Source organism: Pantoea sp. FN0302, from assembly GCF_050113775.1.
GTDB lineage: Bacteria > Pseudomonadota > Gammaproteobacteria > Enterobacterales > Enterobacteriaceae > Mixta > Mixta alhagi.
In genome coordinates this window covers 196,283-208,196 of record NZ_JBNJSM010000002.1, presented here as the reverse complement: position 1 = coordinate 208,196, position 11,914 = coordinate 196,283, and the positions used below count along the sequence as shown (strand labels likewise).

At 53.3% G+C, this 11,914-nt stretch carries 11 protein-coding genes and 1 tRNA gene; 1 reads left to right on the top strand and 11 read right to left on the bottom strand.

Annotated elements, in window-relative coordinates; genetic code table 11:
* Positions 1–17: 17 nt before the first annotated feature.
* The 11 genes from dppF to ACQE32_RS11570 all read right to left on the bottom strand — a co-directional run bounded on the left by dppF (position 18) and on the right by ACQE32_RS11570 (position 11,124).
* Positions 18–1,022, bottom strand: a complete 1,005-nt coding sequence (gene dppF, locus ACQE32_RS11620) for a dipeptide ABC transporter ATP-binding subunit DppF (protein ID WP_250651384.1) — start codon at positions 1,020–1,022, stop codon at positions 18–20.
* Positions 1,012–1,998 carry a dipeptide ABC transporter ATP-binding protein gene (gene dppD, locus ACQE32_RS11615; RefSeq protein WP_250651383.1) on the bottom strand — a complete coding sequence of 329 codons (987 nt, stop codon included), beginning with the start codon at positions 1,996–1,998 and terminating at the stop codon, positions 1,012–1,014. The genes dppF and dppD overlap by 11 nt, the downstream gene beginning before the upstream one ends.
* Before the next feature lie 12 nt (positions 1,999–2,010).
* Positions 2,011–2,913: a dipeptide ABC transporter permease DppC gene (dppC, locus tag ACQE32_RS11610; protein ID WP_427021818.1), complete on the bottom strand. Its 903-nt coding sequence runs from the start codon at positions 2,911–2,913 to the stop codon at positions 2,011–2,013.
* 9 nt (positions 2,914–2,922) lie between these two features.
* Positions 2,923–3,942 (bottom strand): dipeptide ABC transporter permease DppB, encoded by a 1,020-nt coding sequence (gene dppB, locus ACQE32_RS11605; protein WP_085068897.1) that lies wholly within the window; start codon positions 3,940–3,942, stop codon positions 2,923–2,925.
* A gap of 235 nt (positions 3,943–4,177) precedes the next feature.
* Positions 4,178–5,788 carry a dipeptide ABC transporter periplasmic-binding protein DppA gene (gene dppA, locus ACQE32_RS11600; RefSeq protein WP_427021817.1) on the bottom strand — a complete coding sequence of 537 codons (1,611 nt, stop codon included), beginning with the start codon at positions 5,786–5,788 and terminating at the stop codon, positions 4,178–4,180.
* 653 nt (positions 5,789–6,441) lie between these two features.
* Positions 6,442–6,879, bottom strand: a complete 438-nt coding sequence (locus ACQE32_RS11595) for a lysozyme inhibitor LprI family protein (protein WP_427021816.1) — start codon at positions 6,877–6,879, stop codon at positions 6,442–6,444.
* Positions 6,876–7,802 (bottom strand): peptidoglycan-binding protein, encoded by a 927-nt coding sequence (locus ACQE32_RS11590; protein WP_427021815.1) that lies wholly within the window; start codon positions 7,800–7,802, stop codon positions 6,876–6,878. Before ACQE32_RS11590 ends, ACQE32_RS11595 begins: the two co-directional genes overlap by 4 nt.
* Positions 7,803–7,959: 157 nt before the next feature.
* Positions 7,960–8,036 (bottom strand) — tRNA-Pro (locus tag ACQE32_RS11585).
* 107 nt (positions 8,037–8,143) lie between these two features.
* On the bottom strand, positions 8,144–9,835 hold the full coding sequence (gene eptB / locus ACQE32_RS11580; protein ID WP_426981394.1) for a kdo(2)-lipid A phosphoethanolamine 7''-transferase: 1,692 nt from the start codon (positions 9,833–9,835) through the stop codon (positions 8,144–8,146).
* A gap of 288 nt (positions 9,836–10,123) precedes the next feature.
* Positions 10,124–10,552: an organic hydroperoxide resistance protein gene (locus ACQE32_RS11575; protein ID WP_426973895.1), complete on the bottom strand. Its 429-nt coding sequence runs from the start codon at positions 10,550–10,552 to the stop codon at positions 10,124–10,126.
* 113 nt (positions 10,553–10,665) lie between these two features.
* On the bottom strand, positions 10,666–11,124 hold the full coding sequence (locus ACQE32_RS11570) for a MarR family winged helix-turn-helix transcriptional regulator (RefSeq protein WP_426973894.1): 459 nt from the start codon (positions 11,122–11,124) through the stop codon (positions 10,666–10,668).
* A gap of 66 nt (positions 11,125–11,190) precedes the next feature.
* On the opposite strand from ACQE32_RS11570, the gene ACQE32_RS11565 reads away from it, so the two are divergent.
* Entirely contained in the window at positions 11,191–11,775 is a 585-nt protein-coding gene (locus tag ACQE32_RS11565) for an HD domain-containing protein (RefSeq protein WP_426973893.1), read from the top strand.
* Positions 11,776–11,914: the final 139 nt, after the last annotated feature.

Genomic DNA, 11,914 nt, shown 5'->3' with positions numbered 1-11,914 from the left:
CCCGCCGCGCCTAAAGCTTAACTCACTTTCTGCTGCTCATCCTGATCCACGGCGAAACAGGCAATCTGCTGATCGCCATACTGCTTCAACTGCGGCTGTAACTGGACGCAGGTGCCGAAACGGCGACGGCAGCGCGCGTTAAAGGCGCAGCCGGGCGGCGGGCTCAGCGGGCTGGGCAGCTCGCCGGTCAGCTTGATACGTTCGCGGCGGTCGTCCGGATTCAGACGCGGCGTCGCGGAAAGCAGCGCCTGCGTATAAGGATGACGCGGATTGGTGAAAATTGCCTCTTTGGTGCCTTTCTCCACGCAGCGACCCAGATACATCACCATCACCTCATCGGCAATATGTTCCACTACCGATAAATCATGCGAAATAAAGACGTAAGAGAGCCCCATCTCCTGCTGCAAATCCATCATCAGGTTCAGCACCTGCGCGCGCACCGAAACATCCAGCGCCGAGACCGGTTCGTCGGCGATCAGCACATCAGGATCCAGCATCAGGCCGCGTGCAATAGCGATACGCTGACGCTGCCCGCCGGAAAACATATGCGGATAGCGGTCATAATGTTCGGTCTTTAGCCCCACCTTGGCCATCATTTCCAGCGTTTTTTCCCGGCGTTCCGCTTTACTGAGTGACGTATTGATCAGCAGCGGCTCTTCCAGTATCTGGCTCACTTTCTTACGCGGGTTCAGCGAGCCGTACGGGTTTTGAAACACAATCTGGATTTTTTGCCGACGCAGCGACTGCGCCTGCGGATCGTGCTTCAGCAGATCCTGCCCATGCCAGAACAGTTGCCCTTCAGTCGGCGTTTCAATCATTGTCAGCAGGCGGCCCAGGGTGGATTTGCCACAGCCTGACTCGCCCACCACCGCCAGCGTTTTCCCGCGTTCAAGGTTAAAGGAAACGCCGTCCAGCGCTTTCACCAGCCGTGGCTCGCCGAACAGCCCCTTCTTCACCGGGTAGTGCTTTTTCAGGTCGATAGCCTGCAGCAGGTATTGCTGCTCTTGAGTTTCAGGACGCATAGGTTGGTCTCCCGGCATCATCCAGCGGATAGTGACACTTGGACTGACGCCCCGGAATATCACGCAGTTCAGGTTCTTCCACACGGCAATGGTCGGTGGCATAAGGGCAGCGCGGGTTCAGCAGGCAGCCGCTGGGCCGATCGTATTTGCCCGGCACCACGCCCGGCAGCGAAGCCAGACGTGCTTTATCGGCCGCAAATTCCGGCAGCGCGCGCAACAGCGCCTGGGTATAAGGATGACGCGGCGCTTTGAAAATATCGCTCGCCTTGCCCGTTTCCACCACCTGTCCGGCATACATCACAATAATGTGCTGCGCGGCTTCCGCCACCAGCGCCAGATCGTGCGTAATCAGGATCAGCGCCATGTTCTCCTGCTTTTGCAGCTCCAGCAGCAGCTCAATAATCTGCGCCTGAATGGTAACGTCAAGCGCGGTCGTTGGCTCATCGGCAATCAGCAGACGTGGCCGACAGGCGATAGCCATAGCGATCATTACGCGCTGGCTCATACCGCCGGAAAGCTGGTGCGGATAGACGTCCAGCCGCGATTCTGGATCGGGGATACCGACCTGATTCAACAGATCGATAGCGCGTTGTCGCCGGGTACGACGGTTGCCGCCCTGGTGAACTTTTATCGCTTCCATAATCTGATAGCCGACGGTATAGCACGGGTTCAGGCTGGTCATCGGATCCTGGAAAATCATCGCCACTTCCGACCCCACCAGTTGACGCCGCTCTTTTTCAGAGATGCGCTTCAGGTCGCGCTGGTTGAATTCCAGCTTATCCGCCATTACGCGGCCGGGATAATCGATCAGCCCCATAATCGCCAGCGAGCTGACCGATTTGCCGGAGCCGGATTCCCCTACGATACCCACAACCTGGCCCTGTTCAACCTGGTAACTAATGCGGTCAACCGCACGGAACGGTGCTTTCTCTTCGCCGAAATGCACCGACAATTTTTCTATATTTAATAATGCCATCTCGGTGCCTCTTTACTGCTTGAGTTTCGGGTCGAGCGCATCACGCAAGCCATCGCCCATCAGGTTAAATGCCAGCACCGTCAGCAGGATCACCAGTCCAGGAAAGGTGACCACCCACCAGGCACTCTGCGCATACTGCAGAACGTCGGAGAGCATGGTGCCCCACTCCGGCGTCGGCGGCTGCGCGCCCATACCGAGAAAGCCCAGCGCGGCCATATCCAGGATCGCGTTGGAGAAGCCCAGCGACGCCTGCACAATCAGCGGCGCCAGGCAGTTAGGCAGAATGTTAATGAACATCTGACGAATGGCACCGGCCCCGGCTACGCGGGAAGCGGTGACATAGTCGCGGTTGATTTCCACCAGCACCGCAGCGCGGGTCAGGCGAATATAGTGCGGCAGCGCAACAAAGGTCAGCGCCAGCGAAGCGTTAACAATCGACGGGCCGAAAATCGCCACCAGCACCAGCGCCAGCAGCAGACTTGGCAGCGCCAGCATAATATCGACCAGACGCATAATGGTGGCATCCACCGCTCCGCCAACGTAGCCCGCCAGCAGACCGAGGATCACCCCAAGGATCAGCGACAGCAGCACCACCAGACAGCCCACCAGCAGCGACAGCCGCGCGCCGTACATCAGGCGCGACAGTACATCGCGGCCCACGTCATCAGTACCGAGAATGTATTGCCAGCTGCCGCCTTCCTGCCATACCGGCGGATGTAACAGCGCATCGCGGAACTGCTCCGCCGGACCGTGCGGCGCCAGCAGATCGGCAAATACCGCAAGTGTCACCATAATCACGATATAGACCAGGCCGACGACCGCGCCCTTATTGCGTTTAAAATAGTGCCAGAACTCCTGAAAAGGGGTCATCGGCACGGGTGCAGCGCTGACGCCGCCCGGATTTACAACAGACATAGCGCCCCCTTATTTTTTATGTCGAATGCGCGGATTTACCACGCCATAGAGCAGATCAACCAGCAGGTTAACCAGAATAATTAGCGTGGCGACCATCAATACGCCGCCCTGCACCACCGGATAATCGCGGCGCTGTAAGGCCTCAATCAGCCAGCGCCCCAGGCCCGGCCAGGAGAAGATAGTCTCGGTCAGGATCGCGCCCGCCAGCAGCGTACCGATTTGCAGGCCGATAACGGTAACCACCGGCAGCATCGCGTTGCGCAGCGCGTGGACGATAATTACCCGCATCCGCGTCAGCCCTTTGGCGCGGGCGGTACGAATATAATCTTCGCCCAGCACTTCCAGCATTGATGAGCGAGTCATGCGTACAATTACCGCAAGCGGGATGGTGCCCAGCACGATAGCGGGCAGGATCATATGCATCACCGCGTCATGGAAATCGCCCGGCTCGCCCCAAATCAACGTATCGATCAGAACAAAGCCGGTCAGCGGCTGCGTATCATCCAGGAACACCGCATCGCCTAATCGTCCTGATACCGGCGTCAGGTCAAGCTGCACCGATACCAGCATAATCAGCATGATGCCCCACCAAAAAATCGGCATCGAATAGCCGGTCAGCGAGATGCCCACAGCGGTATGGTCGAATATGGAGCCGCGTTTTACCGCTGCCAGCACGCCAACCGGGATACCAATAGCGACGGCAAACAGCATGGCGCAAATGCCCAGCTCCAGCGTAGCCTTGAAGCGCGGCACAAATTCATCCCATACCGGCGTACGGCTTTTCAGGGAGATGCCGAGGTCGCCGTGCAGCACGCCATTGATGTAGGTGAGATATTGTTTCCACAGCGGCTGATCCAGCCCCAGTTGGGCCATAAGCTGTGCGTGACGTTCAGGGGAGATCCCGCGTTCGCCGGCCATGATCAGTACCGGATCGCCGGGGATCAAGTGTACAAAAGCGAACGTTAACAGGGTAATACCGATAAACGTTGGGATCACCAGACCCAAACGTCGGAATATGAACTGCAGCATAATCCGGTTTCTCTATTTTTATCCCACCGCTTAGGGCGGGTTTTTGCTCACATCCTGCGCTGGCGTGAAGCCAGCCGCGACGCAATAGATTGCGCCTTAGCCATTTTTTTCGTCCGGGAAAGAGGATGAAAACGCTTCAGCCCGCAGACATCGCCGTCGGGCCATCGCGACCCGTAAAATCACCGGCAGCGACAGCAACGTAATTTATCGGGCCAGACGCTGCCGGCCCGGTAGATTATTCAGCGATATCGACGTTTACGAAGTAGTGGCCGCCCAGTGGATCTACCACGTAGTTGGACACTTTTTTACTTACCGGCTCATAGACCGTGGAGTGGGCGATAATCAGCGCAGGCGCCTGATCGTGCATTACCACCTGAGCCTGCTTGTAAAGCTGAATACGCTTTTCATGATCGTCCGTGGCGCGGGCTGGCTGAATCAGGTCCTCAAACGACTTATCGCACCAGCGCGAGTAGTTAGAACCATCTTTTGCCGCCGCGCAGCTGAACAGCGTGGCGAAGAAGTTATCTGGATCCCCGTTGTCGCCGGTCCAGCCCATCATCACCGTCTGGTGCTCACCATCTTTGGCGCGCTTCAGATATTCGCCCCACTCATAGGTCACGATTTTGGCTTTCACGCCGATTTTCGCCCAGTCGGACTGGATCATTTCAGCCATACGGCGCGCGTTCGGGTTGTAAGGACGCTGGACCGGCATCGCCCACAGGTCGATAGCAAAACCATCGGCCATGCCCGCTTCTTTCAGCAGCGCTTTGGCTTTAACCGGATCGTAGGAGTAATCCTGCACCGCATCGTTATAGCCCCACATGGTCGGCGGGATCAGGTTTTTCGCTGGCTGACCGGCACCCTGATAAACGGCCTCAATGATTGCGTTTTTGTTTACCGCCATGGTCAACGCCTGACGCACTTTCAGGTTATCCAGCGGTTTTTTCTCGACGTTAAACGAGAGATAGCCAACGTTCAGACCTGGCTGCTCCATCAGGTTGATGTTCTTATCCTGCTTCATGCGGGCAATATCCGCCGGGTTCGGGTAAGGCATAACATGGCACTCGCCTTTTTGCAGTTTGGCGTAGCGCACCGAAGCATCCGGCGTAATAGAAAACACTAAACGATCGACTTTCGGCCTGGTGCCCCAGTATTCGGCGTTGGCTTTGTACAGGATGCGTGAGTCTTTTTGATACTGCAGCAGCTGGAACGGGCCGGTACCAACAGGATTGAGGTCGACTTTTTCCGGCGTACCCACCTGCATCATCTTGTCAGCATATTCTGCTGAGAGAATAGAGGCGAAATCCATCCCAAGGTCGGCCAGGAAAGGTGCTTCCTGACGGGTCAGCGTAAAGCGCACGGTATAGTCATCAACCTTCTCAACTTTGCTGATCAGGTTGGGCATGTCCATGCCTTCGAAGTATTCGTAGTTACCGCCAGAGACGCCGTGATATTTGTTGTTTTTATCAAGCTGACGCTCAAAGGTGAATATCACGTCATCTGCATTAAAATCGCGGGTGGGTTTGAAATCTTTAGTGGTGTGCCACTTCACGCCTTTACGCAGGTGGAAAGTATAGGTTTTGCCATCTTCGCTAATGTCCCACTTTTCGGCCAGCGCCGGATGCAGCTCGGTAGTACCGATAGTGAACTCCACCAGACGGTTATAAACCTGGCGGGAGCTGGCATCATAAGTGGTACCGGAGGTGAACAGCTGCGGGTTAAAACCTTCTGGCGATCCTTCTGAACAATAAACCAGAGTCTTTGCCTGAACGCTAACGGCAACCGTCATCGCCATCAGGCTCAGGCCGACCTTTAGCACCCCTGATTTAGCCAAGGAAATACTCATGCTTATGCTCCAATATGTGATGTGTGTTGTGCGCGTATGCCCGGCCTGTGTTTTTTTTGTGCGGCCGGTGCGAGTTGCCGAAGGCAACAGGAGATAAGGGGTGGCGGGTGGTTCTGATAGCATGAAATCTATCAGAAGAATCTGCTTCCCTTACTCCAGTGAAACATCAATTTGTCAACAGAATGAAAGAACGTCAATACAGATATGAGGTATTTACACAGAGTGTGAGAAACAGCAAGCAAACATAAAAAAAACCATCCGATAACAAAACCAGTTGGAAAGTTTATTGCAAAGCCGTTTAACCCTATAAACGTCGGGTGAAAAATGCGCCAGCCAGTAGGTTTAACCGCAAAAAAACGATTAAAATTTATCGTTGAACGCTGCATAACTGAACGATTAGCGAGCTGTTCAGTCAAAGAGCTAGCTAAAAATGCTGCGATATCGGCACAAGAAAACGGCAATATGCAATCTTCGGCCATAAGTTATGCGTAGAGCGAATTAAGCACAGAAGCCAGATGTGACGGTGAGCGAAAGGATAAAAGCGCGATTAATGCTGGTTTTCCTGCGCTGGTGGCGCCTGAGGGGCAAAAGAGGAAGTTATGGCCTGAGCGCGCGTCATAACTTTAGATAATGGTCCGGGAAATGGCATAAAACTATCGGTTCTCTAATTCCGGATGATAAAGCATGTTGATTTCATCAATTCGACGCTGATTCATATTAATCTGGCAACGTGCCTGCGCCTCACCATAAGCATGCGTGTTTTCTTCAGGGGCGGCAATGGTTTCGCAGTAGCTCTTCCTGTAATCCAGCCATAGCCGCTGACTGATGATAAAATTATTGGCCATTCGCGTTTTTTGTAGTTTACTGCCTAGCCACCAGCGCATTTCATCTGCCGTTTTTATTTCCTTAAGCTTTTTATTGTAAGCCAGATTTAAAGCGCTTTCCGATCTTTCCGTAATAGTAATAATGCATTCGAGGCTGTCCTCATCTGGACGAAAACAGGGCTTTAGCATATTGCCATCTAGCATACTTGAACCATAAGCGATGGATATAAAAAACAGCTGAAAAATTAAAACACATGATTTTTTCATTTTAAATATTCTACCCTGGCCCGGTTTCTTGCATCCATTTGATAATAGTTATTGTCTTTAAGATGCTGAATTATTTTTTCTCTGCTGCTTCCCTGCGCGATTAATTTTGCCATAACTTTGGCATTTTTATTACCCTGGTAAAGAGTATCAATAAATATGTCCTTTATTTTCTTATCTATCCGCTCCCAGGATAAGCGCGGTGTGACATTTGTCGAATGCCTGAGATAAACGCCGCGGGCATAATCAATCTTTGTATGCCCGGCGATCTCAAACAGCTGAATCTGCTGCTGATGGGTAATTTCTCCAACCATTGGGCCAAACACCGTGACAAACTGCTGCGCCGCCCTGCCGCTCAGGCCCGCCGCGCGGGAACAGATCACCGCCTTATGCTCTTCCAGGCCAGCCTGACGCAATATGCTGTAGATTTCCCCTGCGCTACGTAGCTTCATATCAAACCCCCGCCCTAACGTGACACCAGAAAAGCCTCCCGGCCAGTGCAGCACACGTGAAAACCAGGGGGTTGGCGTCGCCCGGTAAGGCACCGTTGCGGTGCTGTAGTCCAGCCCTTCGTTATCAAAGGTGAACTGTCCCTGACTCACCCGCAGTAAACCGCCTGGATGATGCGGCTGGTTATCGGGCGACATCGCTTTTAACGCATCCATAAAGTAGATGGAAACAGGCGTAACCAATCCGGAAGGTGAAAGATTCAGCAGGCGCTGATACCAGCGGATCGCTTCTAAAGTCTGCTGGCCGCAAACGCCATCAATAGCCAGCCTGCGTCCAGTGGCGAGCCGGTAACCGGCATTCATCACCATACGCTGTAGCTTTTTCACTTCACTGGGTTGATTGGTGCCGCAGGTTCCAACTGATGTAAACAGGCGATTGGGATGCAGCACCATGGGGTCATGATATTTCCTGCTCATTGAAATCCTTTTTCAGAACACAAAAAGGCGTTATCGCAGAGCGAGGAAACCAGAAACGTGACGGGGAAAAAAAAGCCGTGGTTTTGAGCCAGGTCTTATAAAGATCGCTGCCCTGAAACGCAAAAACCCCAGTCATTGCTGACTGGGGCTGGGAATTTGGTCGGCGAGAGAGGATTTGAACCTCCGACCCACACGTCCCGAACGTGTTGCGCTACCAGGCTGCGCTACTCGCCGATGGGGGCGCATCTTACTGAGGTCGCCGTCAGGCGTCAATGACTTTTTCATGCAGCGCGCATCAACTGCATGAAAAGCATTCACTCAGGCGGGGTGCGCCCTGCGGGTTAACTTTTGCTGCTCGTTACGGTCGCAGGAGCCTGACACCAGTTATTCGCCGCCTTGATCCCGCCATCCGGCGAGGTATAACCCAGACAGCCAAGAATGGTATCGAAGAACTCAACGTGACGATGGGTTTTCCCAATGCGCTGCTGTGCCTGCAAACGTTCAAAAGCCTGCTTATTGTGCGCATCGGCCAGATATTTATCAGAGGCCCAGACAATCATTGGTACGCGGAACTGCTCCGGCGGTGCCATCTCGCGCGGCGTACCATGCAGATGCATATTGTCGCTGATCGACTCCCCGTGATCGGAAGCGTAAAACACAATCGCTTTCTTATCACGCAGCTGATCATAAACGCTGTCCAGCACGGTATCGGTATAAAGCACAGAATTATCAAAGGCGTTAATTAGCTGGGCTTTGCTGCACTCCTCATCCACGCCCATACATTCTGGCGTATAGCGTGCGTAGCTACGCGGATAGCGCTGCGAATAGAGATAGTGCGAACCTTTGGTATGCAGCACCACCAGATGTTTGCCGTTGGGATGACGATCGAGCGAGGCTTTCAGCTCCGGGATCAGCAGCATATCGTCCACTGCCTTGCCCTGGTTACGCGGTTCTGAGCCAATCTGCTCGCGAAAAGCGAAGTTATCGACATGGGTATTATCGTAAAACCAGACTTCGCTCTGCATGGCGAACAGCTCTGAACTGAAGCCCAGCGATTTCAATACGGCGAAGATATTCTCTTCTTTCAGCGTCCGACCAGGGTTATCCATGGTGCCGCCTTCACGAACAAACATGCAGCGCAGCGAGAGCTTGGTAGCGGTATCGCAGGACTCACCGCGAAAAGCCACCAGATTTTTTTCATGGGAAAGCTTAGGGGTGGTGTCGCGCTCATAGCCCAGCAGCCCCATGTGATCCCAGCGGGTGGTTTCGCCAATCACAAACACCACGTAAGTATCATCAATACCGGGCGGGGCCACGTAGGTGAATTTTTTCGCCGGATCGAGCAGCTCTTGCCCGTCAACGGTTTCGTCGATGCGCGTCCAGGCAAACAGACCCAGCGCCGACAGCCAGTTAGAGGGTAAATAAGAGTGCGCCACCACGCCGCCATAGCTGGGCAGATCGATGTTAGTGATCTCTTCGTTGGCTTTTTGCAGCTTGTCAAAATAGCGAATCGGCAGCCAGACCAGCGCGACCGCCAGCAGCATAATCGCTATCGGCCTGATCCGCTGACCGGGCGTTTTAAGCTGTTCGATTAATGTCAGGCGCAGCCGGTTACGCCAGATCATCAGCAGCGGTAACGCGCTGACCAGCACCATCCACAGAACAAACTGATAGCCCACCACTTCTTTAGAGAGATCGGTATCGGTGGTCATCACCGAAGCGATGATACCGTAGCCAATCACCACATTAAAAAAGGCCATATAGTAACCGGCGGCCACGGAAAACAGCACCAGCATGGTAGCCAGGATACGGTAAAAAAGTTTTCCGCCCAGCGACAGCAAACGCATCAGGAAGAAAGTGAGCAAAACGATAGCAACGACTTCTGCCGCCGCTGACAGCCAGTCAGAAAAAGTAGACTTGCTGAGGAAAGGATCAAACCGACGATAAAATATGGGGAGATTCAGTAAAATACCAATGTAGAGTGACAGCAAAAGAGAGAGTTTTTGCTGAGTAAGTGATTTTATATAATTCATTCGACCTTCTATATTCCCGGCGTAGCAGTTACTTTACGAGCATTCTTCAGACCGCTTCGTTGCGCCAGAGTTCTTACCGGTAATCGCAATATTCATTTTGTGTGATGAACAAGAGGATTCTGAACGGAAAAAGGAACCTTTTCCGGTGAAGCGCTGCCAGTTAACCACAATTAGCCGACAGGATCAGCGAAATTTCGCTATCGTAACCAGAAAGCACACCCTTAATAGACGGGAATTAGCGGCAAATAAAAGAGCGAACGCGCAAAAAGTGGCGTTCGCCAGGCTGTATTAGTTGATGATATTTAGAGTGACATCGATGTTATTGCGGGTCGCATTCGAGTAAGGGCAAACGATATGCGCGGCGTCCACCAGCTTTTGCGCTTCTGCCTGATCCATACCCGGCAGATGGATATTCAGCGTGACTTCAATACCAAAACCGGTCGGCAACGGGCCAATACCTACTTCGCCTTCGATAAAAGCCTCTTTCGGCATATTGATTTTATCGCGCGCGGCCACAAACTTCATCGCGCCGAGGAAACAGGCGGAGTAACCTGCCGCAAACAGCTGTTCCGGGTTAGTCGCTTCGCCGCCTGCGCCGCCCATCTCTTTGGGTACGCCCAGTTTTACGTCCAGCACGCCGTCAGAAGAGGTAGCGCGACCGTCACGTCCGCCCGTTGCCTTTGCTTTTGCCTGATAAACGACTTTTTCTAATGACATAGATAACCCTCTGGTTGGTTTATTCGCTATTAAATCGCGAGCTATTTAATAAGCCCGGCATTATAGATCTTAGTTGCTTCCACTACCGTTGTCAGTGGCTGAAAAGTAGACGGCTAACGGATGAGACTATCGCGCAGCCTGTTCAACTGTGCTTTCATATCCTGTAGCGTCGCGACATCACACTCCGCAGCACAGACTACCGCTTCAGGAATGCTTAATGCTTTTGCGCGCAGCGCCCGCCCCGCTTCGGTTAAGGTGACCACCACCTGGCGTTCATCCTGTCTCGAACGCTGGCGCAGTACCAGCCCTGCCGCTTCCAGCCTTTTTAGCAGCGGCGTCAGCGTGGCGGAATCCAGAAACAGGCGCTCGCCAATGTCGGAAACCGTAATATCATCCCGCTCCCATAGCACCAGCATCACCAGATATTGTGGATAGGTAATATCAAGCTGCGTCAGCAGCTGCCGGTAAAGCTTGTGCATCGCCAGATTGGCGGAATAGAGCGCAAAACAGAGCTGGCTATCCAGCGACAGTAGCGCACCCGAAGCTTTTTTGTCATCTTGATGTTTACTCATGCGTGACAAGTTAAATAGTACACTACATAATTGCAAGCGATATTTAAACCAGGCCAGGAGGGTAAGATGCAATCACTGGAAGAACAGGCAAGACGCTATGCCACCGAAGTGCACGCCGCAGCCGGACAACGCCGCAAATATACCGATGAACCCTATATTGTTCATCCAGCGGCGGTAGTAGAGCTGGTGCGCAGCGTTACGGATAATGAACATATGCTGGCCGCCGCCTGGCTGCATGACACTGTGGAAGATACCGGCACTACGCTTGCGGATATTGAACGGCAATTTGGCGCTGAGGTCGCTACGCTGGTCGGCATGTTGACCGACAGCAGCCAGCCGCAGGCAAAAAATCGGGCAGCGCGTAAAGTGGCGCATTTTCGTCATACTGCCGACGCCGCGCCGGACGCACAAACCATTAAGCTGGCAGATATCATTGATAACACGCGCGCTATCGTGCAGTACGACCCCGATTTCGCACGCATTTATCTGGTGGAAAAACAGGTGCAGATCGGCTTGCTACAGCAGGGTGACGCCACGCTTTGGCAGCAGGCGAAGGTGACAATAGAACAAGGCATGGCGCAGCTGCGCGAAAAGCCTTACAACGTGCCGGAAGCCTGGTTTACTCGTCAGGCGGCAAAATATGTGCTCTGACCATCATGCTGAGGCAATTCTGATAATCGCGCTGCGTCAGTGGTTCCAGTGATAAATAAAGTGCGGTCACTTTTCTGATTAAAAAACAACCAGTGCAGAGTGACCCTTGTGATTATCAACGGAATTATTTTTTGACTTA

Coding starts and splice junctions, on each gene's coding strand:
- dppF (WP_250651384.1), bottom strand. CDS start 1,022: ATGCGTCCTGAAACTCAAGAGCAGCAATACCTGCTGCAGGCTATCGAC.
- dppD (WP_250651383.1), bottom strand. CDS start 1,998: ATGGCATTATTAAATATAGAAAAATTGTCGGTGCATTTCGGCGAAGAG.
- dppC (WP_427021818.1), bottom strand. CDS start 2,913: ATGTCTGTTGTAAATCCGGGCGGCGTCAGCGCTGCACCCGTGCCGATG.
- dppB (WP_085068897.1), bottom strand. CDS start 3,942: ATGCTGCAGTTCATATTCCGACGTTTGGGTCTGGTGATCCCAACGTTT.
- dppA (WP_427021817.1), bottom strand. CDS start 5,788: ATGAGTATTTCCTTGGCTAAATCAGGGGTGCTAAAGGTCGGCCTGAGC.
- ACQE32_RS11595 (WP_427021816.1), bottom strand. CDS start 6,879: ATGAAAAAATCATGTGTTTTAATTTTTCAGCTGTTTTTTATATCCATC.
- ACQE32_RS11590 (WP_427021815.1), bottom strand. CDS start 7,802: ATGAGCAGGAAATATCATGACCCCATGGTGCTGCATCCCAATCGCCTG.
- eptB (WP_426981394.1), bottom strand. CDS start 9,835: ATGAATTATATAAAATCACTTACTCAGCAAAAACTCTCTCTTTTGCTG.
- ACQE32_RS11575 (WP_426973895.1), bottom strand. CDS start 10,552: ATGTCATTAGAAAAAGTCGTTTATCAGGCAAAAGCAAAGGCAACGGGC.
- ACQE32_RS11570 (WP_426973894.1), bottom strand. CDS start 11,124: ATGAGTAAACATCAAGATGACAAAAAAGCTTCGGGTGCGCTACTGTCG.
- ACQE32_RS11565 (WP_426973893.1), top strand. CDS start 11,191: ATGCAATCACTGGAAGAACAGGCAAGACGCTATGCCACCGAAGTGCAC.